The organism is Microbacterium marmarense (assembly GCF_037204165.1).
GTDB lineage: Bacteria > Actinomycetota > Actinomycetes > Actinomycetales > Microbacteriaceae > Microbacterium > Microbacterium marmarense.
Map to the genome: position 1 here is coordinate 156,246 of NZ_JBBDGL010000003.1, position 26,910 is coordinate 183,155.

Genomic DNA, 26,910 nt, shown 5'->3' on the forward strand with positions numbered 1-26,910 from the left:
AACAGGTTCGGTTCGCCGACCTACGTGGCTAATCGATCTTTCTTGCGCGCCCAGCGTGCCGGAAGATGCGGGCCATCCCACACCTGCACGACGCCCCACGCCGCCGCGGTGATGGGCACGGCGAGAATCGCGCCGAGGATGCCGCCGACCACGGTGCCGACCGTCAGAGCCACCAGAATCACGAAGGCGTGCAACTTCATGGTGCGGCCCATCAGCACCGGTTGCAAGAAATTGCCTTCGAGCTGGTTCACCAGCACGACAACTCCGATCACGAAGAGAGCGTTGACCCAGCCGTTCGAGACCAGGGCCACGAGGGCTGCCAGGGTGCCGGCCAGTGTGGCGCCGACGAACGGGATGAAGGCAAGCACGAAGACCAAGACAGCCAGGGGGAGCGCCAGCGGAACCTGCAAGATGAGCAAGCCGATCAGAATACCGATGGAGTCGGCCAGGGCAACGGTTGCCGTGCCTCGCACGTACGAGCCCAGCACGGTCACGGTCTTGTCGCCGATGCGGCGAGCTCGCTGGTAGTTCGTGCCGCGGAATGGACGAAGGATGAACTCCCACATGATGCCGCCGTCCTTCAAGAAGAAGAACAGAATCGTCACCATCAGAATGAAGCCGGTGGCGAAGCTCGCCACCGCGCTCACGCCCGCGATGGCACCGGAGCCAAACTGCGCGCTGGTGACGAAGTCGAGCACAGTGGCAGTCCACTCGTCGATCTGTTCGGCAGTGAGGAATTCGAACGGGAGAGTCTGCACCCAGGCGAGCACGTCTTGGAAGCCCGCCTGAGCCTGCTCAGAGAGTTCGTCCCACTGATCGCGCACGGCCCAGACGATCAACCAGCCGAGCAGACCGAGCACGATCACGATGCTCAGCATCGTCAAGATCGTTGCGGGAAGCCGCGGCATTCCGCGTCGAGTGAGAAACGCCATGAGGGGCGCGAACGCGCTGGCAAGAATCAGTGAAAGTGCGAGCGGGATGGTCACAAGAGTGACCTGCTGCAAGCCGATCACAATCGCAGCCACGACGACGACGACAACGATGATCTGCAGCGCGCGAACGCTGAGCCGACCGAAACCGTCGGTCCAGAGGCTCCACGGAACATGCGTCGCCTTCGGCTCGACGTCCCCCAACTCCCCCGGGGGTGCGTCGGTCTCAAGACGAACGGTCTTTGGTGTACGGCGGAAGAGGCCCATAGAGCGAGAGTAATGCGCGAGAAGAGGATCTGCAGAGTGTGGTCAGCGGTCGGGGTAGCCGTGTACTCTGGCGCTGCATTTGCTGCCGATCCAGCGCTGTCGCATGCTAAAGTGACGAAACCGACCAGCCGGTATGTCGCAAGGAGGCGCCACCGCTATGCAGAGTTCCCCCAAGCCTGGGCTCGAAACCGTTCGCCGGTTCGAAGGCACGGTCAGCGTGATCACCGGCGCAAGTCGTGGCATCGGTCTCGCGATCGCACAACGGCTGGTCGATGAGGGCGGCTCGGTGGTCATCACCGGGCGCAAGCAGGACTCACTCGACGCTGCTGTCGCACAGCTCGGCGACGCCGCTGTGGGAATTGCCGGACGAGCCGACGACGCCGAACACCGCGCCGATGTCTTCGCCCACGTGACTCAAAACCACGGTCGGCTCGACCACCTCGTCAACAACGCGGGAATCAACCCGGTCTATGGCCCCATTGTCGATGTGGATGCTGCGGCTGCCCGCAAGATTCTCGAGGTGAACGTCATCGCTGGGCTCGAATGGACGCGGGCGGCAGTGACCGGTGGGCTCTCGAAGTCAGTGGTCAACCTCGCTTCGGTAGCGGGACTCGGCGCGAGCCCCGGCATTGCGTTCTACGGAATCTCGAAGGCGGCCGTCATCAATATGACTATGCAGCTCGCATTTGAGCTCGCCCCGGCAATTCGCGTGAACGCGGTGGCTCCTGCAGTCATCAAGACAGACTTCGCTCGGGCGCTCTATGAAGGTCGAGAAGCAGAGGCATCCGCCGCGTACCCGTTGGCTCGCTTGGGCGAGACCGCCGATGTCGCAGGGCCGGTGGCGTTTCTGCTCTCTGACGATGCGGCGTGGATCACCGGTCACACCTTGCCGATTGACGGCGGCGCGGGCATTCGTCCGTTCTTGTGATCCGCGTAACGGGTGAAAGATGAGGGTATGAAGGATTCCCATGTCGCGGTTGACGTCAAGCGCGCCGCCGTCGACCTCTTTTCCACTCGCGGGTATGCGAACACGAGCGTTCAGCAGATTGTCGAGGCCGCCGGCGTCACCAAGGGCGCGATGTATCACTACTTCGAGTCGAAAGATGATCTGCTGTTCGGCATCTACGATTCACTGCTCTCGATGCAGAAGGCTCGCCTCGACGAGATCATCGCCCGCGAGGGTCTTGTTGAAGACGTGCTTCGGGCAGTCTGCATCGATGTGATCGAGTCTTCGATCGACCACTTGGCTGAAGCAACAGTCTTCTTTCGCAGCGTGCACATGCTGTCGACCGAGCGTCAACGTGAAGTCACGCTGCGCCGACGCGAGTATCACGACGAATTCGCCGGTCTTATCGAGCGTGGCCAGGCAGAGGGGCGCTACCGCACCGATATCCCGCTCGCGGTGCTCGCGGCCCATTTCTTCAGCGACGTGCACTACCTCTCGCAGTGGTATTCGCCCGATGGTGCAGAAAGCAAGTCGCGGGTCGCGCGCGAGCTGACAGATCTATTTCTCGCCAGCCTGAGTCCGGCTGCGACCTAGCGCACTCGACACCCGGCGACGGCGTCCGCAATCGGCGACCGCATTCAGCGGCGCAGTTCGTTTCGGCCGAGGCTCGCGAGATGCACCTCGTCGGGTCCGTCAGCGATGCGCAACGAGCGAATCCCGGCATACAGTTCGGCCAGGGGAGTATCTGAAGAGACGCCCGCTCCACCGTGCACTTGAATGGCGCGGTCGATAATCGTCTGCACAGCGACGGGAACAGCGATCTTGATCGACTGAATCTCGGTCATCGCTTTGCGATTGCCGACGGTGTCCATGAGCCACGCAGTCTTGAGCACAAGCAGCCGCAGCGCTTCGAGTTGAATGCGTGATTCGGCCGCCCACTCGCGCACCACACCCTGCTCGGCGAGAGAACGCCCGAACGCATGCCGTTCGTTGGCGCGGCGGGTCATCAGCGAAAGTGCTCGCTCGCCCATGCCAAGCGCCCTCATGCAGTGGTGGATGCGGCCGGGTCCAAGCCGCGCCTGTGCGATAGCGAACCCGCCGCCCTCTTCGCCGATGATGTTGCCAGCCGGCACCCTCACGTCGTCGAACGCCACCTCGGCGTGTCCACCATGATCGCGATCGTCGTAGCCGAAGACGGAGAGCGGCCTCACGATGCGCACCCCGGGTGTGTCTCTGGGAACGAGGATCATCGACTGCTGTCGGTGGCGGTCAGCATCCGGATCTGTCTTTCCCATCACGATGAAGATCGCAGCGTCAGGGTTCATCGCCCCCGTCGACCACCATTTGCGGCCCGAGATCACATACGAGTCGCCGTCGCGGCGAATGCGGGTGTCGATGTTCGTTGCGTCTGAAGAGGCGACATCGGGCTCGGTCATGCAGAACGACGAGCGGATCTCGGCGCGCAATAGCGGCGCGAGCCACTGCTGCTTCTGAGCGTCGGTGCCGAACTGGCTCAGCACTTCCATGTTGCCGGTGTCTGGAGCTGCGCAGTTGAAAGCGGCGGGCGAAAGCTGCGGGCTCCACCCGGTCACCTCTGCAACCGGTGCGTACTGCAGGTTGGTCAAGCCGGCAGCCCCCGTCGCTGCCGGATCGCCCGGCAGGAACAGGTTCCACAGCCCCTCAGCGCGCGCTTTCTGCTGCAGATCGCGCACGATCGGGCGGGTAGACCATTCCTGTGGGGTTGCCGCGAGCTGTTCTTTGAGGATCAGCTCGGCGGGGAGCACGTGTTGATCGACGAATGCGCGGGCTCTGGCGGTGATCTCTTCGGTAAGAGCGTCGGGCGCGAAGTCCATCAGCGAACCTCCAGTCCTTTGGATGCGAGTGGTGCCACGAGCGCGCCGATGCGGTCGAAGCCTTCGCCGACGGTGTCGCCGGCTTGGTAGCGAAAGTGGATGCCCTCAAGAATCACGGCGAGCTTGTATGCCGCGAAAGCGCGGTACCAGCGAAGATCGGGAATGCCGATGCCGGCCCGCGCCGCGTAGACCTCGACGAGCTCCTCGAACGAGGGGTAGCCCGCAGCGCTATCGACTGCGCTGGGCACAGTGCCGCCGGTATCGGGCAGATCGGCAATCTCCCAGTAGAGCGCGAAGATGCCCAGATCGACGAACGGGTCGCCGAGCGTGGCCATCTCCCAGTCGAGGATGGCTGAGATGCGTGGAGCGTCACCCTCGCCGACGACGAGGGCGTTGTCGAGGCGATAGTCGCCATGAACGATCGACGCGCGGGTGGCAACGGGGATGTCGGTGGCGAGCGAGGCCTGCAATGCATCGAGCTCGGCGGTGCCTCGTGATCGGGATGCAGCGAGCTGCCGTCGCCAGGTCGAAAGCTGACGCTGAAGGTACCCATCCGGCCGGCCGAAGTCGCCGAGGCCGACAGATGTCGGATCGACAGCGTGCAGGTCGGCGAGATCACCGATGAGCTCGATGCTGAGCGAGCGAAGACCCGCGGGGGAGTAGTTGGCGTTCTGTGCGGGGTGCGCGAGCACTCGACCAGGCGCGCGCTGCATGACGAAGAACGTGGTGCTCGTCACGAGATGTTCGTCGGTGTCGTCGACGACGTCGATCGCCGTCGGGACGGGAACAGCGGTGCCGGCGAGGGCAGAGATCACCCGATGTTCGCGGCGCATATCGTGAGCGCTCGAGAGCACGTGGCCGAGCGGCGGGCGTCGCACGATCAGGGGGATGGCTGCGCCCTCAACCGCGTACGTGAGATTGCTGCGACCGCCCGCGATGACGGTGGCGGTGAGTTCGTCGCCCGCGAGGTCGGGGTGCGTTTTGGCCAGCCACGCGGCAAACCCCGACACGTTCAGTCCAGGAACCTCGGTCATGTGCGACCTGCCTCTCTCGCATCCCGACGCTGGGTGCCCGCACAAGCATACCGGATGGTCGGTTTGCGAACCAGGAGTGAGGACCGGGTCGCGCACGAGCGCGCAGGCGCTGCGCGACGGCAACGCGAAGCCGACGGCAACGCCCTACTCGGCGTCGAGCTGCTCCCGCAGGCGACGTGCGACCTCGGCCGTGGGCATCGTGCGTGGAAACGTCGCGACGACGAGATCATCCGGCGCGCTGGCGTCTGTGTCGGCGACGCCAAATCGCAGCATGGCGTCGTCGAGTGCTCGGCGCAGCACCGACACCGGCACATGTTTGTCGCCGCGAAGAAGCTGGCGCAGCACGTGGTTGTGAATGGCAGTGACGAGCGCCGCGAACCCCACAGCGTCAATGGGGTCGATTCCCGGCAGCGCATTGCGCAGATACTGATCGAACAGCCGTTCGTACCGCACTATCGTCACGATCTCGCGCTCACGAAGTGCCGGCACTTCTCGCACTACTGTGTAGCGACGCCGCGCGAGCTCGGGGTCGGCGGCGAAATGCTGGTAAACCCGCAGCGACGCTTCTCGCACCGCGACCCACGGGTTGTCGTGCTTGCCGGCAAGAAAAGCGCGCAACTGGTCGAGAACCACCTCGTGATCGGCGAAGATCACGTCGTCTTTGCCACCGAACTGTCTGAAGAAGGTCGACCGAGAGACCCCAGCGGCCGCGGCGATCTGCTCGACCGAGGTCTGGTCGAAGCCTTGGGTTGCGAACAACTCCAGTGCCGCCGCGACAACGGGTGTGCGTGCGGCAGATGAAGTGGATGGTTCGCTCATGGCAGTTGAGCCTACCGATCGGGTGGCGAACCGCGGCGCAACACCCGTCGTCATGAGCACTTCCTCAGCGGTAGTAGGCTTGGGTGTCGGTTGAGATTTCTCTCGACATCAAGACGTTTTTGCGTCACCCACCACCACATCGCCCCCAGCGAAGGAATGCACTGTGGATCTGTACGAGTACCAGGCACGAGACCTTTTCGAGAAGTACGAGGTGCCGGTTCTCGCCGGTATCGTCGCGGATACGCCGGAGGAGGTGCGGGCAGCGGCCGAGAAGATCGGCGGAGTTGTCGTCGTCAAGGCGCAGGTCAAGGCCGGCGGCCGCGGCAAGGCCGGTGGCGTGAAGGTCGCCAAGACCCCCGATGAAGCCTATGAAGCCGCACAAGCGATCTTTGGCCTCGACATCAAGGGCCACGTCGTCAAGCGAGTAATGGTCGCTCAGGGCGCCCGCATCGCCAAGGAGTACTACTTCTCGGTGTTGCTTGATCGAGCGAACCGCTCTTACCTGTCGCTGTGCAGCGTCGAGGGCGGCGTTGAGATCGAAGTTCTCGCCGTCGAGCGTCCGGAGGCGCTTGCTCGCATCGAGGTGAACCCGAATGCGGGGATCGACAAGCAGAAGGCCGTCGAAATCGCCGAGGCCGCAGGCTTCGACAGCGACCTCGTTGACAAGGTCAGCGACGTCTTCGTCAAGCTCTACAACGTCTACAAGGGCGAAGACGCCACGCTCGTCGAGGTCAACCCGCTCGTGCTGACCGAAGAGGGCGAAGTCATCGCACTCGACGGCAAGGTATCGATCGACGAGAACGCTGGCTTCCGGCACTCCGAGCACGAAGCCCTCGAAGACAAAGATGCTGCTGACCCCCTCGAGGCGAAGGCTAAGGCGAACGACCTCAACTACGTCAAGCTCGACGGCGAAGTCGGAGTTATCGGCAACGGAGCAGGCCTCGTGATGTCGACTCTCGACGTTGTCGCATATGCCGGCGAGAAGCACGGCGGCGTGAAGCCCGCCAACTTCCTCGACATCGGCGGCGGCGCATCGGCGGCAGTCATGGCTGCCGGTCTTGACGTCATTCTCGGCGACCCGCAGGTAAAGAGCGTTTTCGTCAACGTCTTCGGTGGCATCACCGCATGTGACGCTGTCGCCAACGGTATTGTCGGCGCCCTCGAGACGCTCGGCGACGCCGCATCGAAGCCCCTGGTTGTGCGCCTCGACGGCAACAAGGTTGAAGAGGGTCGCGCGATCCTCAGCAACGCCAACCACCCCCTCGTCACCCTGGCTTCGACCATGGATGAGGGTGCCGACAAGGCCGCCGAACTGGCCCACGCCTGATCGCCCGCGAGAAACAAGGACTGTAGAGAAATGTCGATCTTCCTCAACAAGGACTCCAAGGTCATCGTCCAGGGCATCACCGGCGGCGAAGGCACCAAGCACACGGCACTCATGCTGAAGGCGGGCACCAACGTCGTCGGCGGAGTGAACGCGCGCAAGGCAGGCACCACGGTGTCGCACATCGCAGCCGACGGCTCGAGCGTCGAACTTCCGGTGTTCGCCTCTGTCGCCGAGGCGATGGCGGCGACAGGTGCCGACGTATCGATCGCGTTCGTGCCCCCGGCCTTCACCAAAGACGCGATGGTCGAGGCTATTGACGCCGAGATCGGTCTGCTCGTGGTCATCACCGAAGGCGTTCCCGTCGGTGACACCGCTGAGGCATGGGCGTACGCGCAGAGCAAGGGCAACACGACCCGCATCATCGGGCCGAACTGCCCCGGCATCATCACCCCCGGTGAGTCGCTCGTAGGCATCACCCCGGCCAACATCGCCGGCACCGGCCCGATCGGCCTCGTGTCGAAGTCGGGCACCCTGACCTACCAGATGATGTACGAACTGCGCGAGATCGGCTTCTCGACCGCAATCGGCATCGGCGGCGATCCGGTTATCGGCACCACGCACATCGACGCACTCGCTGCGTTCGAGGCCGACCCCGACACCAAGGCCATCGTCATGATCGGTGAGATCGGTGGCGACGCCGAAGAGCGTGCCGCTGACTTCATCAAGGCGAACGTCACCAAGCCTGTCGTCGGCTACGTCGCTGGCTTCACCGCCCCCGAGGGCAAGACCATGGGCCACGCTGGCGCCATCGTGTCTGGCTCAGCGGGAACGGCGCAGGCGAAGAAAGAAGCGCTGGAAGCTGCGGGCGTCAAGGTCGGCAAGACGCCGTCTGAGACCGCCGACCTCATGCGAGAAATCATCGCGGGTCTCTAGCCGCAAACAGAAAGAGGGGTGGATGCTGCGGCATCCGCCCCTCTTTTTCGTTGAGGCAGCCGCTGCGACCCTCGTCGCAACTAACATGAAGACATGCCGCTGACCGGAGAATACAAGCCGTCCACATCTGAATGGGCTCGCACCCAGGCCGAGAAATTCGAAGCATCGGGTGGCACAGAAGCCAACACCATGCGTGGTGTGCCCATCATCGTTCTGACCACCGTCGGTGCCAAGAGCGGTGCACTGCGTAAGACCGCGCTGATGCGCGTTGAGCATGAGGGCCAGTACGCCGTGGTCGCCTCGATGGGCGGGGCGCCCAAAGAGCCGGCATGGGGCGGAAACATGCGCAAGCAGCCGCATGTAGAACTGCAAGACGGCGCTGATCGCCGGGACTACACAGCGCGAGAGCTCGAGGGCGACGAGCGTTCGCTGTGGTGGCAGCGCGCTACTGCAGTCTGGCCTGACTACGACGAGTACCAGGCGAAGACGGATCGACAGATTGCTGTCTTCGTGCTCGAGCCGCGCGACGCGTAGTCGGTCTAGATGATCCCCATCGCGGATTCGATCGGGCCGCGGGCGAAGTAGACCACAAAACCGGCCGCCACGATCCATAGCAAGGGGTGCACGCGCTTGGCCTTGCCGGCGAAGGTCTGCAGGACCACCCAGGCGATGAATCCGGCGCCGATGCCGTTCGCAATCGAATAGGTGAATGGCATCACAGAAATCGTGAGAAAGACGGGAATGGTCACCGTCATGTCGGTGAGATCGACGTGACGAATCTGACTCATCATCATCGCCCCGACCAGCACGAGAGCTGCGGCCGCGATCTCTGAGGGCACCATGGCGGTCAACGGGGTGAAGAACATGGCAAGCAGGAAAAGCCCGCCCGTTACAAGACTGGCAAGCCCGGTACGTGCTCCTTCACCGATTCCCGCTCCAGACTCGATGAACACGGTGTTCGAACTCGATGAGGTGGCGCCACCGGCGACGGCGCCGACTCCCTCGACGATGAGGGCTGCCCGCAGGCGGGGAAAGTTGCCCTTTGCATCGGCGAGTTCGGCTTCGCGTGAGAGTCCGGTGAAAGTGCCCATCGCGTCGAAGAAGTTCGTGAACAGCAGGGTGAAGACGAGCATGACCGCCGCGAGCGCGCCGATACGGCTGAACGCCCCCACGATGTCGAACTGACCGATCAGGCTCAGGTCGGGCAGCGCGATCAACTGTGACGGCAGTTCGGGAACGGTGAGACCCCAGCCGCCGGGGTTGACGGAACCGTCGGCACCGAACTTGGGCCCGATGTTCCAGATTGCTTCGACAATCACCGACAACACGGTGCCGGTAGCGAGACCGATTAGCAGCGCTCCTCGCACCTTGAGGGCAAGGAGCACCCCGGATAGCAGCAGAGTCACAATGAACAACAGGGTGGGGATGGTAGCGACCGACCCGTCGATCCCCAGTCCGACCGGGGGAGAGGCCACGCCGGTTGATGTCACGAAGCCCGCATCGACGAACCCGATGAAGGCGATGAACAGGCCAATGCCCACGGTGATGGCTGTCTTCAGCTGCATAGGCACCGCGTTGAAGATCAGGGTTCGAAGGCCGGTAGCCGCGAGGAGCACGATCAGCAGTCCGTTGACGACAACCAGCCCCATGGCCTCGGGCCACGTCACTTGCCCGACGACCGACACCGCCAGAAACGAGTTGATGCCGAGCCCCGCAGCGAACGCGAACGGCAGCCGAGCGACCAGGCTGAACAGAATGGTCATTGCTCCGGCAGTGAACGCGGTGACTGCGGCCACCTGGGTGAATTCAAGGCTGTTGCCGTCGACGTCGGGGCTGCCCGAGAGAATTATCGGGTTGAGCACGACGATGTACGCCATCGCGACGAAGGTGACCAGCCCGCCGCGCATCTCGTTTGAGACGCGCGAGCCACGCGCACTGATCTCAAAGAATCGATCCAGACCACCCTTTGCAGGTGTGACTTCTTCGACGGGGACGGGCGACGCGGTGTTGCTCATTGTGTGGACCTCCGAAGATGACCATAGCGGCAGAGGTAGGGTCGTTGAGGCATGAATCGACTGATCGTCCTCCTCCTCGCCGCCGTTGATGCCACCATCGCGGTGGCCGTTGGCATTGCGGCGATACTGGCACCGCTCACGGTGCTGTGGGTCGTGGCCCTACCGGGTGCCGACTGGGCAGCGCTTTGGCCTGCGACCGCGTCGATCTGGCAGTTCGCGATGCTGGTACCGCTCAGCATCCAACTGCCTGCTGAGTACTTGACTGCCACCGGCATCGATGCTGCAGCAGCCTCGTTCACCCTGTCGCTTGCACCGCTCGCCTTTGCCGCCTTCGTTGTGGTCTTCGCTGCCCGCTCGGGAGTGCGCGCATCGAACGCAGAAGCGTGGATCACCGGTGTCAGCAGTGGCAGCGTTGCCGTCGCCGCGCTCGCCAGCGTGATCGCACTGACGTCGGTGAATGACACTGCCGGTGTCGAGGTATGGCAGGCAGTGCTCTTTCCTACGCTGTTGTTCGCGCTGCCCGCTGTTGCTGGCGCGATCGCGACAGAGTGGCGCGACGCCGGCAACGGTGCGATTGCATCAGTGCGCGAATCGTGTGCGCGCGGCGGCGAAGAGTGGGCGCAGGTTCCCGGCCTGATCGTGCGCGGCACCGCGGTCGTTATCGTGGGTTTGGTCGGCGCCGGAGCGGTGCTGACCGCAGTCGCTCTGACTCTTCGAGCGGGCGAGATCGTCGCCCTTTACCAGTCAAGCAACGTCGACGCTCTGGGCGCAGTCATGCTGACTCTCGCGCAGTTCGCGTATCTGCCGACGCTGATCGTCTGGGCGATCGCCTTCATCGCGGGGCCCGGCATCACCCTCGGCGTGGGCTTTGTCGTCGCGCCAGCGGGAGTGACGTCGGGAATCGTGCCCGGGGTCCCGCTCTTCGGGGTGCTGCCCGACGAGGTCTCGGGCTGGCTGCTGCTACTGGCTCTGATCCCGGTCGGGTTCGGTGTCTTTGCCGGATGGCTCGCGCGGTCTCGGCTGGTCGTGGCGCACGACAGCTTCAATCATGCGGGGGAATCTTCGCGTGAGCAGATGGGCCCGCGGTTGGCGATCGCTGGCGGTATTGCGGTGCTGTCGGCGGCTAGCTGCGCAGCACTGGCGGCGGCGGCGTCGGGATCATTCGGGCCGGGCGGTCTGGCTCAGCTTGGTCCCGAAGTCGGGCCCGTTGCCCTTGCGATCGGACTGGAGGTCGCGCTGGGTGTGAGCATTCTGCTGTTGTCACCTCGCCGCGAAGCCACCGATGACCTGCCCTGGAATGAAGCGCAACTCACCGCGCCGCTAGACTGAAGCCGTGCTCACGGTCGCCGTTCTTATCTCGGGCACAGGGTCGAACCTTCGCGCCCTGCTCGATGAAGCCGCCGACCCCGATTTTCCCGCAAGAGTGGTTGCTGTCGGCGCCGACCGCGAGGCGCCAGGTTTCGCACATGCCGAGGCGTACGGCATTCCGACGTTCTTCGTACCGTGGGTGCAGTTTGACTCACGCGAAGCGTGGGGAAGAGAGCTCGGTGAGCAGCTCAAGGTCTGGCAGCCTGATCTTGTTGTGCTGAGCGGGCTCATGCGCTTGCTGCCGTCTTCGTTGGTGGATGAGTGGTCGCCACGCATCATCAACACCCACCCGGCATACCTTCCCGAGTTTCCCGGTGCCCACGGCGTGCGCGATGCCTTGGCAGCGGAAGTATCGCAGACCGGAGCCAGCGTGATCGTCGTTGACAACGGCGTCGATTCGGGACCGATTCTCGCGCAGGAACGTGTTCCCGTTCTTCGTGGCGATGATGAGCACGCGCTGCACGAACGCATCAAGCCTGTTGAGCGCCGACTGCTGATTGATGTTGTTCGTCGTGTGGCCACCGGTGACCTAGATCTCGCCACCGCTTCGACCAACCACTCCTGATTTCCACTCGTCAACCCTGAGGAGACCTATATGGCCGGCCCGAGCCACGACCCAGCCCTTTACCGCCACCGTGATGCCGTGCGTATCTCTCGCGCACTGGTCTCGGTCAGTGACAAGACGAACCTTCTTCCCCTCGCAAAGGCGCTCGCTGAGGCGGGGGTAGAGATCGTCTCGACCGGCTCGACCGCCGCGACCATTCGCGAGGCTGGCTACGACGTGACCGACGTCGCGAGTGTCACGGGCTTTCCGGAGTCGCTGGGCGGAAGGGTGAAGACACTGCACCCGGCTGTGCACGCGGGGCTGCTGGCAGACCTGCGCCTCGAAGACCATGAAGCGCAGCTGAACGAGCTGGGCATCGCGCCGTTCGAGCTGGTGGTCGTCAATCTGTACCCGTTCGTTGAGACCGTGCGCTCGGGCGCGCAGGGCGACGACGTTGTTGAGCAGATTGACATCGGCGGGCCCGCGATGGTGCGTGCCTCGGCCAAGAACTTCGCGAACGTGGCCATCGTGGTCTCGCCCGAGTCGTACCCCGCGATCATCGACGCCGTGTCGGCGGGTGGCACCACGCTCACTCAGCGCCGCGACCTTGCAGCGCGTGCTTTCTCGCACACGGCCGAATACGACAGTGCCGTTTCAACGTGGTTCGCAGAAGAGACGCTCGAAGGCGAAGGTCTTCCCCAGCACCTCACCATCAAGGCCGAACGTCTCGAGACCCTTCGCTACGGCGAAAACTCTCACCAGCGCGCCGCGATCTACTCGCGCGTGGGTGGCCACGGCATCGCCCAGGCCACGCAGTTGCAGGGCAAGAGCATGTCGTACAACAACTACGTCGATGCAGATGCCGCCCTTCGCGCCGCATTCGACATGGTCAAGCCCGCCGTCGCGATCATCAAGCACGCAAACCCCTGTGGCATCGCGGTATCGGCCCCGAACGCTCTCGACCCGATTGCCAGCGCGCACCTTCGCGCCCACGAGTGCGACCCGGTATCGGCTTTCGGCGGCGTCATCGCGGCGAACCGAACGGTGACGTTGAAAATGGCAGAGAATCTGCGTGACATCTTCACCGAGGTGATTGTCGCGCCCGACTTCGCGCCTGAAGCGCTCGAGGTGTTCAAGCTCAAAAAGAACCTGCGCGTGTTGCAGCTGCCCACGGACTGGCAGCAGGAGCGCATGGATGTGCGCCTGGTTTCTGGTGGCCTGCTGCTGCAAGACGCAGACCGCTTTCCCGACGACATCGAATCGGTTGCCAAAGACTGGGAGCTCGTCTCGGGCGAACGGCCATCCGAAGAAGACATGACCAACCTCATCTTCGCGTGGAAGTCGTGCCGTGCGGTCAAGTCGAACGCCATCGTGCTCGCCCACGGTTCGGCCACCGTCGGAATCGGCATGGGTCAGGTGAATCGTGTCGACTCGTGTCGCCTCGCCGTCGAGCGAGCGGGTGAGCGTGCGGCGGGCTCGGTCGCAGCATCCGACGCTTTCTTCCCCTTCGCCGATGGCCCCCAGGTGCTCATCGACGCCGGCATCAAGACGATCATTCAGCCCGGCGGGTCCGTTCGTGACGCAGAGGTAGTGGACGCCGCGAAGGCAGCCGGTGTGACGATGTTCTTCACCGGAGAGCGTCACTTCTTCCACTGATCCATCACGGCGCGGTTGCGCGGCCGCGCGCCAGACTCGCGCAACCGCAATGTCCGATTTCCGCTAGTGGATGCGGCGTGCTCGTGTCAGGCTAGACACGTGAGCATCCCGAGCATGACGTTTGACGAGCGGTACCGCGCGATTGACGCGCGCGATACTCGCTTCGACGGGCAGTTCGTCACGGCGGTGAGTTCGACCGGCATCTACTGCCGCCCGAGTTGTCCGGCGCGCACGCCGAAGCCGTCAAACGTGTCGTTCTTTCCCACCAGCGCGGCGGCCCATGAGGCCGGATATCGGGCTTGCAAGCGCTGCCTCCCCGAAGCAGCGCCGGGCTCGCCACAGTGGAATCTGCGAGGCGATACTGCGGGGCGTGCGATGCGGCTCATCGCGGACGGGGTGGTGGAGCGTGAGGGGGTGCCCGGTCTCGCAAACCGCCTCGGCTATTCGTCACGCCACCTCACCCGGCTGCTGACGACAGAGCTCGGCGCCGGCCCGCTTGCTCTTGCCCGCGCGCACCGCGCTCACACGGCCCGGTTGCTGCTGGTCGGCACTGATCTGCCCACCGCCGACGTGGCATTTTCAGCCGGGTTTGCGAGCGTGCGCCAGTTCAACGACACCGTGCGTGAGGTGTTCGGCATGACGCCCAGCGAGTTGCGCGCTCGGCGCTCGCGTCGGCAGACTGCCGCACAAGAGATGGCGCCCGGCACCATTGATCTTGCGCTGGCATACCGGGGGCCGCTCGATTCAAGCGGAATCTTCGCGTGGATGTCGGCGCGCGCGGTGCGTGGCGTTGAGACATCAACGGCCACTTCCTTCTCACGCACGCTGCGGCTTGCGTCAGGGCCCGCGTGGTTTGAGATTCGCGTCGATTCAGAGCAGCGAGTGCGCCTGCGCGCGAGAGTCACGCAGCTCAAGGATCTGCCGGTGATCGTCACGCGTGCCCGTCGCCTGTGCGACCTGGATGCCGACCCGATCGCGATTGATGCCGCATTGGCGCAGCATCCCGAACTCACTACCGCGGTCTCGCGAGTGCCTGGCATTCGTGTTCCCGGAGCGGCGGATCCGCACGAGATGCTGATCCGCGCGATGATCGGGCAACAGATCACGGTGGCTGCCGCAACCACCGCGTTGACAGCACTCACCGACGCGTTGGGAGAACGCATCGATGACGGGTTTGAGAACACCCGGCTGTTTCCCACGATGGCGGCGATCGCCGAACACGGGCACGAGGTGCTGCGCGGGCCGGCGGCCCGGATTCGTGCCGTCACCGGGGCGGCGGCGGCACTCGCCGATGGCACGCTCACGCTCACCACGGGTGATGACGGCGCTGACCAGCGCGCAGCGTTGCTCGCGATGCCGGGCATCGGACCGTGGACAGCCGACTACGTGCGCATGCGCGTATTGGGCGATCCCGATGTGACGCTACCCGGAGACGTTGCTGTTCGAGCGGGCGCTGCCGCGTGTGGCATTCCTGCCGAGCCAAAGCCGTTCGAGGCCTGGGCTGCGCGAACGGCGCCCTGGCGCAGCTATCTGACCGCGCATCTCTGGCGCAACGCCCCGCTGCGTCCCACACGCAAAAAGCTGAACCTTCAACCGCAATTGATCAAGGAGTCCGCATGACTACCGCAACCCGGCAGACGATCGACACTCCAGACGGACCGTTCACGATCATCGCGGACGCTGACGCGGCGGTCATCGCTTCGGGCTGGACCGCTGACATCGAAGCTCTTCTCGCGCGGCTCGCGCCATCGGCTCGACCAACGGAGCTGGTCGAGGGAGAAACGGATGCTGCATCGGCCGTCGCCGCGTACTACGGCGGTGACCTCACTGCCATCGAATCCGTTGCGGTGTCGCAGACCGGCACCGATATGCAGCGCGCTGGCTGGGCGGCGCTTCGCGAGATCACCCCGGGGCAGCCGTTGACCTATGCGGAGTTCGCCGCCGCGCTCGGCAGCCCGAGCGCGGTGCGAGCGGCAGCATCCATCTGTGCCAAGAATGCTCCCGCCCTGTTTGTGCCCTGTCACCGTGTGCTTCGCGCCGGGGGAGCGCTCGGCGGGTTCGCGTGGGGTGTGCAGGTCAAGCAGGCCCTTCTCGATCGTGAAAGCGGCCGCTCGCTGGTCGGCTAGGGGCGACCGTATGCCTCGAGCCAGCGCAGCCAGACTTCGCTGATCGTCGGATATGCGGGCACCGCGTGCCACAGGCGAGAGATGGGAACCTCGCCCACGATGGCGACCGTTGCGGAGTGCAGCAACTCGGCGACGTCGGCACCGACGAACGTTGCGCCGATGATCACGCCGCGGTCTTCGTCAACGATCGCTCGCGCCATCCCCTCGTAGTTGTCGGAGTACGTGCTGGCGCCGGCCACCCACGCCAGGTTGTAGTCGAGAACACGAATGCTGCGCCCGGCCTTCCGCGCGGCGGCTTCGGTCAGGCCGACCGAAGCGACTTCAGGATCGCTGAAGGTCACCTGGGGAACGTGGGAGTGATCTGCTGTTGCGACATGAGCGCCCCACGGTTGATCGTCTACCGATTCGCCCTGCGCTCTGGCTGCGATGACGTCTCCTGCAGCCCTCGCCTGGTACTTGCCCTGGTGGGTGAGCAGTGCTCGGTGGTTCACATCGCCGACGGCATAGAGCCAATCGGTGCCGTGAACCAGCATTGTGTCGTCGACGCTCAACCAGTCGCCAGGGGTGAGGCCGATGTTCTCCAAACCGAGGTCGCCAGTGCGAGGAGTGCGGCCAGTTGCGACGAGAACCTGCTCAGCGCTGACCGCGCTGCCATCAGAAAGCGTCAGCGTCGCGGAATCGCCCTCGCGCACGGCGGCGGTAGCAGAGACGCCTGCGCGAACGGTGACGCCCATTTTCTTGAGGGATGCTTCAACCATCTCGCCCGCAAACGGTTCCATGCCGCCGAGCAGTTCAGATCGAACGATCATCGTCACCGCGGTCCCGAGGGTGGCGTAGGCGGTTGCCATCTCAACCGCGACTACTCCGCCGCCGATCACCGCCAGCGAGTTCGGAATCTGTTGAGCGCTCGTCGCCTCGCGGCTCGTCCACGGCTCGATCTCTTTCAACCCCGGAACATCGGGCAACAGCGCCGCTGATCCGGTAGAAACCGCGACGGCGTATCGCGCGACCAGATCGGTGACGGTGCCGTCGTCGGCAGTCACCCGCACGCGCTTTTCGCCAGTGAATTCAGCGTGTCCGCGTACGAGATCGATGCCCGCGCCGTCGAGCCACTTCACTTGCGAAGAGTCGTCCCACTCGTGGGTCATCGCGTCGCGTCGCCGCAACACACCTGCCGCATCGAGGGTTCCGGTGACGGCCTGTTTCGCGCCGTCGAGGTCGCTCACCGCGCGCAGGGCTGCCGCGCTTCGCAGCAGTGCCTTCGACGGCATGCACGCCCAGTACGAGCACTCACCGCCGACAAGTTCCGCTTCAACGATCACGGTTCGCAACCCGCGCTCCACCGCGCGTCCCGCGACGTTCTCGCCCACCGCGCCTGCGCCAATAACGATGAGGTCGTACTCGAGTTCACCCATCTCTTCACCGTATGCCCACAGCGCACTGTCGTGGCGAAAAATCAGACCTTGCTTTCGTGGAGCTCTCGGGCCTACTCTGGAGGGCTGTCGCGTTCGCGCGCAGCCCCGTCCACGCCCACCCTCAGGAGGATGTCATGAACCAGGTCGCTATTTTCGCGAAGACCGCAGCCATCCTCGGTGCGCCCGGACTGCTGACGCCGCGTCGTCGTCGGTAGCTCACCCCTCGATCCGGCACTCACCGCCCGGCGCTCACCGCCGGTCAACTGAGCGTTCTTCTCTCGCAACGTCCGTTGCGCCATCGCGCTCTGGCCGAAAACTCGGTCAGCACGCATCGCATTCGTCATCTCAGCTCCCACAAGGATCATGGCTACCACCCCAGAAACACCCCGGCCCCACCTCTCAACTGCGAGGGCACTGGGCAGGCTCCTGCCCTTCGCCCGACCTGTGCTGCCACGCCTCGCGCTTGGCGCGCTCAGCGCGTTGGCAGCCAGCCTGCTCGCGCTGACCATTCCTCTCGTTCTCGAAGTGATCGTGGGCGGCCCCATCGCTTCGGGCAACCTCACCGCAATCGCGTGGGGCGCTGCAGCGGTGCTGGCTCTCGGCGTCGCCGAAGCGCTGATGGTGTGGTTGCGCCGCTGGTTCGTCTTGGGGCCGGCGACAATGGTCGAATACGAGATACGCCACACGTTCTACCAGCGCCTGCAGCGGTTGCCCGTCGCGTTCCACGACCGGTGGCAGTCAGGCCAGCTGCTCAGCCGCATGATGCAAGACATCAGCATGCTGCGTCGATGGATGGCGTTCGGGCTCGTCTTGCTCGTCGTGAACGTACTGACCATCGCCGTCGGCACGCTGCTGCTCTTTCGCTGGCACTGGCTGCTCGGCACCATCTTCCTCATCACGTCTGCACCGCTGTGGTACACGGGCTACCGATTCGAGAAGAAGTACGGCACGCTCGCCCGCCAGAGTCAGGACCAAGCGGGCGACCTTGCCACTTCGGTCGAAGAGAGTGTGCACGGAATTCGGGTGCTCAAGGCGTTCGGCCGCGGTTCGCATGCACTGCAGAAGTTCGCCGCACAGGCCGAGACCCTGCGCGAGACCGAGATCAACAAGGCGCGCGCGGTGGGTTCCATCTGGTTCTGGCTGGTGCTGCTGCCTGACATCGCCTTCGCGCTGTGCCTCGGCGCAGGCGTGTATCTGGTCGCGCTCGACCAGCTGGGCGTCGACGAGCTGATCGCGTTCTTCGCGATGGCGACCGTGCTGCGGTGGCCCATGGAGTCCATCGGCTTCTTGTTCTCGTTTCTCCTAGACGCGCGCACCGCGACCGATCGCATCTTCGAGGTGTTCGACGAAGAGAACACCATCGAAGACCCCGCAGAGCCCCAGACGATTGCATCGCCGCGCGGCGAGCTCGTGTTCGAGGGGGCGCGCTTTCGGTATCAGGATGCTGCTGCCCACGAGCGTGATCTGCTCGACGGCATCGATCTGGCATTGCGACCGGGTGAGACCATGGCGCTGGTGGGTCTTACCGGAAGCGGCAAGACCACGCTCACCACGTTGCCCACGCGACTGTATGACGTGACGGGTGGGCGTGTGACGCTCGACGGCGTTGACGTGCGCGACCTCACGCTGAAAGAGCTGCGCACCCACATCGGAATGGCGTTCGAAGACGCGACGCTGTTCTCGCAGACCGTGCGTGAGAACGTGCTGCTGGGTCGAGAAGACCTGGTGCCCGGCAGCGACGACGCAGAGGCTGTGCTTCGCGAAGCGCTCGGCGTCGCGCAGGCGACGTTCGTCGACGACTTGCCGAACGGCGTCGACACGGTCATCGGCGAAGAGGGCATGAGCTTGTCGGGCGGGCAGCGACAGCGGCTCGCGCTCGCACGTGCCGTCGCGGCACGCCCCGCAGTGCTGGTGCTTGACGACCCGCTGTCGGCGCTCGATGTCGACACCGAGGCCCTCGTCGAAGATGCGCTGCGAGAGGTGCTCAAAGACACGACCGCGCTGGTGGTCGCTCACCGTCCGTCGACGGTTACGCTCGCCGATCGAGTCGCCCTGCTCGAAGCCGGGCGCGTCACGGCGATCGGGCCGCACAGCGAACTGCTGCGCACGAATGCGCACTACCGGCACGTGATCTCGAGTCTCGAAGACGACGAAACCCGCATGCGGGAGAGGGAGGTGAACCTGTGAGCACCACTGTCACCGGAACCAGCGGCGAAGACCGCTCCGATTACACGCGCGAAGAGAGCAAAGCGATCCGCAGACGCTCGCTGCGGCTACTCGGGTCGCTTCTCGGCCCCGTCAAGGCGCAGCTGTGGCTCGCCGGCATCGTGCTGGTCGTCTCGACCGCATTGCGTGTCGCTGGCCCCGCTCTGATCGCCTACGGCATCAACACCGCGCTACCCGCGGCGGTCGACCGCATGGACTGGCTGCCCACCATCGGTGTGGTGGCGGTGTACCTATTCACCGCCCTCGGCGGCGCCGGCCTCATCGGCTGGTATGTCGTCGTCACCGCCCGTCTGACGCAGGCGATCATGCTCGATCTGCGCAAGCGCATCTTCTTGCACACGCAGCGGCTCAGCCTCGAGTTTCACGAGTCATACACGTCGGGTCGCATCATCTCGCGACAGACGAGCGACCTCGACACGATCCGCGAGTTGCTCGACGGCGGTCTCAACGAGCTGGTCTCCGGGGTGCTCTACGGCCTGTTCACCCTGATCGCACTGCTGCTGATCGACCCGCAGTCGGGGCTCATCCTGCTGGCCATGGGCATTCCACTGTTCTTCTTGATGCGCTGGTTCTACCTTCGCTCGCAGGCTGTGTATCGCGAGTCGCGCGTCGTCAGTGCTCAGGTGATCGTCAAGTTCGTCGAGACGATGACAGGCATCCGTGCGGTCAAGGCATTCCGCAAGGAAGAGCGCAACGACGGTGAGTTCGGCACGCTGTCGCTGCGATACCGCGACGTCAACATCCGCTCGATCCGTCTGTTCGGCACCTTCGAGCCGGGTCTCATGGCCATCGCATCAATCACGCTGGCCATCATCGTCTTCTGGGGCGGTGTTCGCGTCGTCGAGGGGACGCTTCTGCTGGGAACCCTGCTGTCGGCCGTGCTGTACGTGCGCAACTTCTTCGCTCCGCTGCAAGAGGTGGCCTTCTTCTTGAACAGCTACCAATCGGCCACGGCTGCTCTCGAGAAGGTGTCGGGCGTCCTCGAAGAGGAACCGACCGTTCCCGACCCCGGCGAACCGGTTGACCTGTGGACCGCACGCGGCAACGTTCGGTTCGACGACGTGCTGTTCGGCTACTCAGAAGACCGGGTGATCCTGCCGGACTTCTCGCTCGACATCCCGGCAGGGCAGACGATTGCGCTGGTCGGCACGACCGGGGCCGGTAAATCGACGCTCGCCAAATTGGTCTCGCGCTTCTACGATCCCACGCGCGGCGCCGTGTCACTCGACGGTGTAGATCTGCGCGCGATGCACCCGAAGGATCTGCGACGTGCGATCGTGATGGTGACGCAAGAGGCTTACCTGTTCAGTGGCACGGTCGCCGACAACATCGCCCTCGGAAAGCCCGATGCCACGCTCGACGAGATCAAGCGCGCAGCCCGTGCGGTAGGCGCCGAAGCGTTCATCGAAGCGTTGCCTGACGGCTATGCCACTGACGTGAACAAGCGCGGCGGCCGCGTCTCTGCGGGCCAGCGCCAGCTGATCTCGTTCGCGAGGGCCTTCCTCGCCGACCCAGCGGTGTTGATTCTCGACGAGGCAACGGCATCACTCGACATGCCAAGCGAGCGGATGATTCAAGACGCATTGCAGACGCTGCTGGCTGACCGCACGGCGATCATCATCGCCCACCGGCTTTCGACCGTCGCGATCGCCGACCGTGTGCTCGTGATGGAGCACGGTCGCATCATCGAGGATGACACTCCGGCGGCATTGATCGCGGGTGAGGGTAAATTCGCCCAGCTACACGCTGCGTGGCAAGACACACTGGTCTAGACGGAGGGCGACGAGGTCTCGGTGGGGGAGGGGAATCCGAGACCCCGCCGCCGGTCTGAGTGCGCCGAGTCCGTTAGAGGCGAATCTCTGCGATGACCTCACCGTACTCGGTCTCGCCCACGGGCGTGAAGCCCACGCGCTCGAAGAACGCGGCGGGGCCACCCTCGCCGGCTTCGTAGATCACATAGACGCATTCCATGCCGCGACTGCGCGCTTCGTCGAGCAGTGACGAAACCGCAAAGCTGCCCACACCCTGGCGCTGATCGTCTGCGTCGACGTTGATGCGCCACAGCACCGAGCGGAAGTGCTTCTCGGGCTCTTCTTCATCGAAGTTCGCGCTGACGAATCCGACGACCTCGTCGCCGGAGAGCACTACGCGTTGCCATGTCGATTGAGGATTGACCACCGTGGCAGCGATGCCATAGCTGACCGGTGCGAGGAACTGCTCCTGCCCCGGCTTGAGGGACAGGTTGTTGACCGCGACGATAGTGGAGGCGGACAGCTCGACCAGACGAAGTTCTGACATATCTACACGGTACCCGTGATCGTCAAGTTGCGGCAGAGAAAACGTCTGGGGTTAACACGAACTTCACGTGCAGAGATATCTTGACGTCGAGATACTTTGCGCTCTGCGATAGGCTGGATGCTGACTTGTGAACGGAGAGCCACGCATGAACGACTCGACCATTATCTACACCCACACCGACGAGGCGCCAGCATTAGCTACCGCCTCGTTTTTGCCGATTATCGAGGCCTTCGCGGGGCAGGCGGGCGTTGCTGTCGAAACGCGTGACATCTCGCTAGCCGGTCGTATTCTGGCGGCGTTTCCGCAGCGCCTTTCGCCCGAGCAGCAGGTAGGAGATTCGCTCGCTGAACTGGGTGGCCTCGCCACCGTGCCCGAGGCGAACATCATCAAGCTGCCCAACATCTCAGCATCCATCCCGCAGCTCAAGGCGACGATCGCCGAACTGCAGGCGCAGGGCTTTGACGTTCCGAATTACCCCGACGAGGCAACCTCGATCGAAGACAAAGATGTGCGTGCTCGTTACGACCGCATCAAGGGATCGGCCGTGAACCCGGTTCTGCGCGAGGGAAACAGCGACCGTCGTGCGCCGCTGTCGGTCAAGAACTACGCACGCAAGCACCCGCACCGCAACAAGGCATTCTCTGAGGGATCAAAGACACGCGTCGCGACGATGCACGCCGGTGATTTCAAGAGCAATGAGAAGTCGTGGATTGCCGCACACGATGACGTTCTGACCATTCAGCATGTCGACGCTGATGGCACGGTGACGATGCTGAAGAACGACCTCAAGGTGCTGCCGCGCGAGATCATCGACGCGACGTTCCTCTCGGCCGATGCGCTCGACGCATTCCTGGCCGAAACGCTTGAGCTCGCACAGCGTGACGACGTGCTTTACTCCGTACACCTCAAGGCGACGATGATGAAGGTCAGCGACCCGATCATCTTCGGCCACGTGGTGAAGGCGTACTTCGCCGACGTCTTCGAGCAGTACGGCGACGCGATCGCCGCGGCGGGCCTCACCCCCAACAACGGACTCGGATCGATTCTGTCGGGGTTGTCCGCTGTCGAGAACGGCGACGCGATTTCGAAGGCGTTCATCGAAGGTCTCGCGAGCGGTCCCCGTCTTTCGTACGTCAACTCTGACAAGGGAACGACGAACCTGCACGTGCCCTCTGACGTGATTGTCGACGCATCGATGCCTGCCCTGGTGCGCAACGGCGGCAAGATGTGGGGCGTCGACGGCGGCGAAGACGACACCCTCGCGGTCATCCCCGACTCTTCATATGCGGGCGTCTATCAAGCTGTCATCGAAGACGTGATCGCCCACGGCCCGCTCGATCCCGCCACCATCGGCACTGTTCCCAACGTGGGGCTGATGGCACAGGCTGCCGAGGAGTACGGCAGCCACGACAAGACGTTCGAAATTGCGAGCCCCGGAGTCGTTCAGGTTCTCGATGGCGACGGTGTCGTCATTCTTGAGCATGACGTCTCGACGGGCGACATCTGGCGTGCGACGCAGACCAAGCACATTCCCGTGATGGACTGGGTGAAGCTCGCCGTCACCCGTGCTCATGCGACGGGAGTGCCCGCGGTGTTCTGGCTCGATGTCAACCGCGCACACGACGCGCAGCTGATCGCCAAGGTTCACCAAGGCATTGCGCTGCTAGACACCGACGGCATCGAGATCAAGATTCTCGCTCCCGCCGAAGCGACGCTCTACACGCTCGATCGCCTGCGCAAGGGCGAAGACACCATCTCGGTGACCGGAAACGTGCTGCGTGACTACCTCACCGACCTGTTCCCGATTCTTGAGGTCGGCACCAGCGCCAAGATGCTCTCGATCGTTCCGTTGCTTGCTGGCGGCGGTCTCTTCGAGACGGGCGCGGGCGGCTCGGCGCCCAAGCACGTGCAGCAGCTGGTCGAGCAGAATTACCTGCGGTGGGACTCGCTCGGCGAGTTCTTCGCGTTGGCCGCTTCGCTCGAGCACCTCGCCACATTCACCGACAACAGTCGCGCCAAAGTTCTCGCCGACACGCTCGACGCCGCGACGGGCACGTTCCTTGAGAACGACAAGTCGCCGGGTCGAGCGCTGGGAACCATCGACAACCGCGGCAGCCACTTCTACCTCGCCCTCTACTGGGCGCAAGAACTGGCTGCACAGACCGACGATGCCGACCTGGCCGCTGCCTTCGCGCCGGTTGCCGAGACGCTGGCCGCTGATGAAGACAAGATCGTGGCCGAGCTTATCGCCGTGCAGGGCTCGCCCGCCGAGATCGGCGGCTACTACCGTCCCAACAGCGATCTCGTGACTGCCGTGATGCGCCCTTCGGCGACGTTCAATTCGGTGATTGACGCCCTCGCGTAGACCTTGCGATAGCAAAGGCGGTGTGGATGCAGCAGCATCCACACCGCCTTTCTCTATGAGCTACTCGTGTGCGACTGCCACCCAGGCGCGACCCGGGCCGGTGATGCTGACGGTGTCGACGTCTCCCGAGACGAAGGCAGCATCGCCGCGACTGATAGTGGCTGTCGATCCAGATGGATCAGTTACGGTGATCTCGTCGCTGTCGGCGAGAATGATCGACGGGCCCTCGAGAGCGACCTCTGTGCTGGTGCCGCTCGGCGAGACAAGCGCGAGCGAGAACGGTGCAGGGGGCGAATAGAGCGTCATGGGGCCGGTCTCAACCGGCACGAGCAGATCTGCCGGGGCCTGTTCGAATGAGAGCAGGCTCCGCAGCTCCGCGGTGTCGATGTGCTTAGGTGTGAGGCCACCGCGCACGACGTTGTCGCTCGCGGTCATCAGCTCGATGCCGAGTCCTGAAAGATACGCGTGCAGCAGCCCCGCGGGCGCATAGAGTCCCTCGCCGCGCTTCAGGCACACACGGTTCATCAGCATCGCGACGATGATGCCGGGGTCGCCGGCATAGTGCGTGCTGATCTCGCGTGCCGTTGCGAAGGTGTCGGCTATGGGGGAGTCAGCGGCAGTCGGAGCGGATGCGAGTTGAGTGACGGCAGCGACGCACGCGCCGACCTCGGTGGATCCGGCAAGCAGCCAATCCAGGGCGACGGCGATGTTGGTCGGGTCGCTGAGCAGGTCAACCAGCGGAGCAAGAGCAGGCTCGTTCGCCGCACTCAGGGCGTCGACGATCTGCGCAACCTCGGCTGCTGGTCGGAATCCGCAGAGCGCGTCGAACCGTTCGCTGACGGCCACGATGATCTCGGGCTTCGGGTAGGGATCCTTGTAATTGCGGGCAGGATCAGATAGCGCGATGCCCTGCTCTTGTTCACGGGCGAATCCTGCTTTGGCTTGTTCGGGGGTCGGGTGCACCTGCAACGACAGCGGACTGGCTGCTGCGAGCACTTTGAGCAGAATCGGCAGATCGCGGCGCTCGGCGCTGAGTGCATCGCCAAGCAAGCTGGGGGTGGAATCAATCCACTCCGCGAGCGTTTCGTACGCATCTTGGGCGGGAGGAACCGTGGCGGTTGCCTGGGTGGGGGAGCCGGGGTGTGTGCCGAACCACAGTTCCGCTTCTGGATCGCCGCTGGGGGTGGTGCCTCGAAACTCGGCGATTGCCTCGAGAGATCCCCAGGCATAGTTGCGGGGCGCGTTCGTCAGCTGGATATACATCGGATCCTGTTCTACCCGGCGAACGGGTGTCAAACGTTGCCGTGCGAGCACCAGGTTCAGTGCTTAGGCGTGTACCCACACCTCGGTGCCGGTCGGTGCCCAATCGTATACATACTTGGCCACGTCGACAGGCATGTTCACGCAGCCATGGCTCATGGGAGTGCCGAAGTTGTTGTGCCAGTAGGTTCCGTGAAAGCCCTGGTCTCCGTTGAAATACATGACCCACGGAACGTCTTCGGTGCAGTACTCGGCGCCGTCGAAGCAACCCATATCTTGAATGGGCACGTGAGCGAAGATGCGGTAGCTGCCCGTGTGCGTGACCGTTTCACCCGGAAGCCCAGACGAGATCGGCCACGAGTTGACAACACTGTCGTTCTCGAAAAGGTAGGTCGTCTGCGCGCCGAGATCAACTTCGATGCGACGCTCGGTGGCAGCTGTGGTGAAGTCCGTCGTTTCGACAGGGAGCTCGTACACCGCTTCGCCCGCGGCAAGCTGCGCGGCGAAGGCTGCTGCGATGCCAGAGGTGTCGCCCAGCTCGCGTCCGCTCACTCCAGCAGTGATTTCACGCAAGACGCCACCGCCAGAATCGGTGATGACCACCGCGTTGACGGCGTCACGGTTGATCTGTTCGGGAAGTGTGTCGACGATGGCTTGGATCGCCTCGGCGTTTGCGCTGATGTCGAAGCCGCCGGGAACGGGGGCAACAGTCAGCAGCTCTGCGGTGTCAGCCCGGCTGAATGGCACGACGCGCTCATCGCCGATGTAGAAACCCGCGCGCGATAGGACCGCGTTGAGAGACTCTGCCGTTGCCTCGGCCACCTCAGTCGTGGTCTCTGCGCTCACGGGCGCCGCGCTGATCTCAATCTCGGCGCTTTCCTCGCCAGCGAGGAAAGCCTCCTCAAGCGCAGCGACTACAGCGGCAGGGCCCACACCGGTGCCGTCAACGGCGGGGGTAGCTACGTAGGCCTTTGAATCAGCGTCATATGCGATCGTCGCGTTGGTCGGGTCTGCATAGAGTCCGGGGAGCGCCGCACGCAAGGTCGATGACGCGGCAGCCTCGTCGACGACGATGGTGGCGTCTGCCGATTCCGAGAACCAGGCGGTGACATTCCACAGTGGGTTTTCGGCATATGCCTGATCGGCAAGAGCGCGAGCGTCGACCGATGCGCCGAGATCGGCTCCGGTGACAACCGCATCTGCGCCCTCGCCGGTGAGAATGACGGTGGTGTCGCTCAATTGCTGTTGAATCGCGTCTGCAGCGGCGCCCACGGTGAGAAAACCGACGGGTACGCCCGCCACGGCGGTGCCGGGAGCGATCAGCACGAGAGAGGTTGCGACAAGTGAGACGGCGGCCGCCGCGGCGCCCACGCCGATCCACAGCCCTGCACGGCGCTTCTTCTTGGGCTCCGCGGGAGCCCATTCGTAGACCGGAGTATCTTCGCTTGCGGGCGCGTCGGAATTCTCACCCGGCGAGGTCTCATCAGAACCTGGTTTGGTTGCGAGATCCGTCACGTGGCACCCCCGTA

At 64.0% G+C, this 26,910-nt stretch carries 22 protein-coding genes; 13 read left to right on the forward strand and 9 right to left on the reverse strand.

Features of this window, described 5'->3' with window-relative positions:
* Positions 1-20: 20 nt before the first annotated feature.
* On the reverse strand, positions 21-1,196 hold the full coding sequence (locus WDU96_RS11040; RefSeq protein WP_337338567.1) for an AI-2E family transporter: 1,176 nt from the start codon (positions 1,194-1,196) through the stop codon (positions 21-23).
* A 157-nt stretch (positions 1,197-1,353) separates the two neighbouring features.
* Here WDU96_RS11040 and WDU96_RS11045 point away from each other — a divergent pair, with 157 nt between their 5' ends.
* Together WDU96_RS11045 and WDU96_RS11050 are read left to right on the forward strand one after the other, a co-directional pair.
* Complete coding sequence (locus tag WDU96_RS11045; protein WP_337338568.1) at positions 1,354-2,124, forward strand: SDR family oxidoreductase; 771 nt, start codon at positions 1,354-1,356, stop codon at positions 2,122-2,124.
* A 27-nt stretch (positions 2,125-2,151) separates the two neighbouring features.
* Positions 2,152-2,736, forward strand: coding sequence for a TetR/AcrR family transcriptional regulator (locus WDU96_RS11050; RefSeq protein ID WP_337338569.1), 585 nt, complete (start codon positions 2,152-2,154; stop codon positions 2,734-2,736).
* Positions 2,737-2,780: 44 nt separating this feature from the next.
* On the opposite strand, the gene WDU96_RS11055 is transcribed toward WDU96_RS11050, so the two are convergent.
* The 3 genes from WDU96_RS11055 to WDU96_RS11065 all read right to left on the reverse strand — a co-directional run bounded on the left by WDU96_RS11055 (position 2,781) and on the right by WDU96_RS11065 (position 5,848).
* Positions 2,781-3,995 (reverse strand): acyl-CoA dehydrogenase family protein, encoded by a 1,215-nt coding sequence (locus WDU96_RS11055; RefSeq protein WP_337338570.1) that lies wholly within the window; start codon positions 3,993-3,995, stop codon positions 2,781-2,783.
* The gene (locus WDU96_RS11060) at positions 3,995-5,029 is read right to left on the reverse strand and encodes a phosphotransferase family protein (protein ID WP_337338571.1); all 1,035 of its coding nucleotides are present in this window, start codon (positions 5,027-5,029) and stop codon (positions 3,995-3,997) included. The genes WDU96_RS11055 and WDU96_RS11060 overlap by 1 nt, the downstream gene beginning before the upstream one ends.
* A gap of 144 nt (positions 5,030-5,173) precedes the next feature.
* Positions 5,174-5,848 carry a TetR family transcriptional regulator gene (locus WDU96_RS11065; RefSeq protein WP_337338572.1) on the reverse strand — a complete coding sequence of 225 codons (675 nt, stop codon included), beginning with the start codon at positions 5,846-5,848 and terminating at the stop codon, positions 5,174-5,176.
* Between the two features lie 163 nt (positions 5,849-6,011).
* Between WDU96_RS11065 and sucC the strand changes: the two genes are divergently transcribed.
* From sucC to WDU96_RS11080, 3 genes are all read left to right on the forward strand, one after another.
* Positions 6,012-7,175: an ADP-forming succinate--CoA ligase subunit beta gene (gene sucC / locus WDU96_RS11070; RefSeq protein ID WP_337338573.1), complete on the forward strand. Its 1,164-nt coding sequence runs from the start codon at positions 6,012-6,014 to the stop codon at positions 7,173-7,175.
* 30 nt (positions 7,176-7,205) lie between these two features.
* Positions 7,206-8,108 carry a succinate--CoA ligase subunit alpha gene (gene sucD / locus WDU96_RS11075; protein ID WP_337338574.1) on the forward strand — a complete coding sequence of 301 codons (903 nt, stop codon included), beginning with the start codon at positions 7,206-7,208 and terminating at the stop codon, positions 8,106-8,108.
* 93 nt (positions 8,109-8,201) lie between these two features.
* Positions 8,202-8,642, forward strand: coding sequence for a nitroreductase family deazaflavin-dependent oxidoreductase (locus WDU96_RS11080; RefSeq protein WP_337338575.1), 441 nt, complete (start codon positions 8,202-8,204; stop codon positions 8,640-8,642).
* 5 nt (positions 8,643-8,647) lie between these two features.
* Here WDU96_RS11080 and WDU96_RS11085 read toward each other — a convergent pair whose 3' ends face one another.
* Positions 8,648-10,123, reverse strand: a complete 1,476-nt coding sequence (locus WDU96_RS11085; RefSeq protein ID WP_337338576.1) for an NCS2 family permease — start codon at positions 10,121-10,123, stop codon at positions 8,648-8,650.
* Positions 10,124-10,174: 51 nt separating this feature from the next.
* On the opposite strand from WDU96_RS11085, the gene WDU96_RS11090 reads away from it, so the two are divergent.
* The 5 genes from WDU96_RS11090 (at position 10,175) to WDU96_RS11110 (ending at position 15,817) form a co-directional block, all read left to right on the forward strand.
* On the forward strand, positions 10,175-11,452 hold the full coding sequence (locus WDU96_RS11090) for a cell division protein PerM (RefSeq protein ID WP_337338577.1): 1,278 nt from the start codon (positions 10,175-10,177) through the stop codon (positions 11,450-11,452).
* A 4-nt stretch (positions 11,453-11,456) separates the two neighbouring features.
* Positions 11,457-12,056, forward strand: a complete 600-nt coding sequence (gene purN, locus WDU96_RS11095) for a phosphoribosylglycinamide formyltransferase (RefSeq protein ID WP_337338578.1) — start codon at positions 11,457-11,459, stop codon at positions 12,054-12,056.
* Between the two features lie 30 nt (positions 12,057-12,086).
* Complete coding sequence (gene purH / locus WDU96_RS11100) at positions 12,087-13,691, forward strand: bifunctional phosphoribosylaminoimidazolecarboxamide formyltransferase/IMP cyclohydrolase (RefSeq protein WP_337338579.1); 1,605 nt, start codon at positions 12,087-12,089, stop codon at positions 13,689-13,691.
* Positions 13,692-13,805: 114 nt separating this feature from the next.
* A complete protein-coding gene (locus tag WDU96_RS11105; protein ID WP_337338682.1) occupies positions 13,806-15,311 on the forward strand; it encodes a DNA-3-methyladenine glycosylase 2 family protein in 1,506 nt (501 codons plus the stop codon).
* Complete coding sequence (locus WDU96_RS11110) at positions 15,308-15,817, forward strand: methylated-DNA--[protein]-cysteine S-methyltransferase (protein ID WP_337338580.1); 510 nt, start codon at positions 15,308-15,310, stop codon at positions 15,815-15,817. The genes WDU96_RS11105 and WDU96_RS11110 overlap by 4 nt, the downstream gene beginning before the upstream one ends.
* On the opposite strand, the gene WDU96_RS11115 is transcribed toward WDU96_RS11110, so the two are convergent.
* Complete coding sequence (locus WDU96_RS11115; RefSeq protein ID WP_337338581.1) at positions 15,814-17,232, reverse strand: dihydrolipoyl dehydrogenase family protein; 1,419 nt, start codon at positions 17,230-17,232, stop codon at positions 15,814-15,816. The two genes, WDU96_RS11110 and WDU96_RS11115, sit on opposite strands and share 4 nt — an antisense overlap.
* A gap of 363 nt (positions 17,233-17,595) precedes the next feature.
* Here WDU96_RS11115 and WDU96_RS11120 point away from each other — a divergent pair, with 363 nt between their 5' ends.
* Together WDU96_RS11120 and WDU96_RS11125 are read left to right on the forward strand one after the other, a co-directional pair.
* Positions 17,596-19,419, forward strand: coding sequence for an ABC transporter ATP-binding protein (locus WDU96_RS11120; RefSeq protein WP_337338582.1), 1,824 nt, complete (start codon positions 17,596-17,598; stop codon positions 19,417-19,419).
* Complete coding sequence (locus tag WDU96_RS11125; RefSeq protein ID WP_337338583.1) at positions 19,416-21,230, forward strand: ABC transporter ATP-binding protein; 1,815 nt, start codon at positions 19,416-19,418, stop codon at positions 21,228-21,230. Before WDU96_RS11120 ends, WDU96_RS11125 begins: the two co-directional genes overlap by 4 nt.
* A gap of 73 nt (positions 21,231-21,303) precedes the next feature.
* On the opposite strand, the gene WDU96_RS11130 is transcribed toward WDU96_RS11125, so the two are convergent.
* Positions 21,304-21,756, reverse strand: coding sequence for a GNAT family N-acetyltransferase (locus WDU96_RS11130; RefSeq protein ID WP_337338584.1), 453 nt, complete (start codon positions 21,754-21,756; stop codon positions 21,304-21,306).
* 145 nt (positions 21,757-21,901) lie between these two features.
* On the opposite strand from WDU96_RS11130, the gene WDU96_RS11135 reads away from it, so the two are divergent.
* On the forward strand, positions 21,902-24,121 hold the full coding sequence (locus tag WDU96_RS11135) for an NADP-dependent isocitrate dehydrogenase (RefSeq protein WP_337338585.1): 2,220 nt from the start codon (positions 21,902-21,904) through the stop codon (positions 24,119-24,121).
* Between the two features lie 60 nt (positions 24,122-24,181).
* Here WDU96_RS11135 and manA read toward each other — a convergent pair whose 3' ends face one another.
* Positions 24,182-25,384: a mannose-6-phosphate isomerase, class I gene (gene manA / locus WDU96_RS11140; RefSeq protein ID WP_337338586.1), complete on the reverse strand. Its 1,203-nt coding sequence runs from the start codon at positions 25,382-25,384 to the stop codon at positions 24,182-24,184.
* A 63-nt stretch (positions 25,385-25,447) separates the two neighbouring features.
* Positions 25,448-26,896: a L,D-transpeptidase family protein gene (locus WDU96_RS11145; protein WP_337338587.1), complete on the reverse strand. Its 1,449-nt coding sequence runs from the start codon at positions 26,894-26,896 to the stop codon at positions 25,448-25,450.
* Positions 26,897-26,910: the final 14 nt, after the last annotated feature.

What these genes read in the sequence shown, in the direction of transcription:
- purH (WP_337338579.1), top strand. Translation starts at nt 12,087, where the DNA reads ATGGCCGGCCCGAGCCACGACCCAGCCCTTTACCGCCACCGTGATGCC.
- WDU96_RS11050 (WP_337338569.1), top strand. Translation starts at nt 2,152, where the DNA reads ATGAAGGATTCCCATGTCGCGGTTGACGTCAAGCGCGCCGCCGTCGAC.
- WDU96_RS11115 (WP_337338581.1), bottom strand. Translation starts at nt 17,232, where the DNA reads ATGGGTGAACTCGAGTACGACCTCATCGTTATTGGCGCAGGCGCGGTG.
- WDU96_RS11080 (WP_337338575.1), top strand. Translation starts at nt 8,202, where the DNA reads ATGCCGCTGACCGGAGAATACAAGCCGTCCACATCTGAATGGGCTCGC.
- manA (WP_337338586.1), bottom strand. Translation starts at nt 25,384, where the DNA reads ATGTATATCCAGCTGACGAACGCGCCCCGCAACTATGCCTGGGGATCT.
- WDU96_RS11120 (WP_337338582.1), top strand. Translation starts at nt 17,596, where the DNA reads ATGGCTACCACCCCAGAAACACCCCGGCCCCACCTCTCAACTGCGAGG.
- WDU96_RS11135 (WP_337338585.1), top strand. Translation starts at nt 21,902, where the DNA reads ATGAACGACTCGACCATTATCTACACCCACACCGACGAGGCGCCAGCA.
- WDU96_RS11085 (WP_337338576.1), bottom strand. Translation starts at nt 10,123, where the DNA reads ATGAGCAACACCGCGTCGCCCGTCCCCGTCGAAGAAGTCACACCTGCA.
- WDU96_RS11040 (WP_337338567.1), bottom strand. Translation starts at nt 1,196, where the DNA reads ATGGGCCTCTTCCGCCGTACACCAAAGACCGTTCGTCTTGAGACCGAC.
- WDU96_RS11060 (WP_337338571.1), bottom strand. Translation starts at nt 5,029, where the DNA reads ATGACCGAGGTTCCTGGACTGAACGTGTCGGGGTTTGCCGCGTGGCTG.
- WDU96_RS11055 (WP_337338570.1), bottom strand. Translation starts at nt 3,995, where the DNA reads ATGGACTTCGCGCCCGACGCTCTTACCGAAGAGATCACCGCCAGAGCC.
- sucD (WP_337338574.1), top strand. Translation starts at nt 7,206, where the DNA reads ATGTCGATCTTCCTCAACAAGGACTCCAAGGTCATCGTCCAGGGCATC.
- WDU96_RS11045 (WP_337338568.1), top strand. Translation starts at nt 1,354, where the DNA reads ATGCAGAGTTCCCCCAAGCCTGGGCTCGAAACCGTTCGCCGGTTCGAA.
- WDU96_RS11090 (WP_337338577.1), top strand. Translation starts at nt 10,175, where the DNA reads ATGAATCGACTGATCGTCCTCCTCCTCGCCGCCGTTGATGCCACCATC.
- WDU96_RS11065 (WP_337338572.1), bottom strand. Translation starts at nt 5,848, where the DNA reads ATGAGCGAACCATCCACTTCATCTGCCGCACGCACACCCGTTGTCGCG.
- WDU96_RS11130 (WP_337338584.1), bottom strand. Translation starts at nt 21,756, where the DNA reads ATGTCAGAACTTCGTCTGGTCGAGCTGTCCGCCTCCACTATCGTCGCG.
- WDU96_RS11110 (WP_337338580.1), top strand. Translation starts at nt 15,308, where the DNA reads ATGACTACCGCAACCCGGCAGACGATCGACACTCCAGACGGACCGTTC.
- WDU96_RS11105 (WP_337338682.1), top strand. Translation starts at nt 13,806, where the DNA reads ATGACGTTTGACGAGCGGTACCGCGCGATTGACGCGCGCGATACTCGC.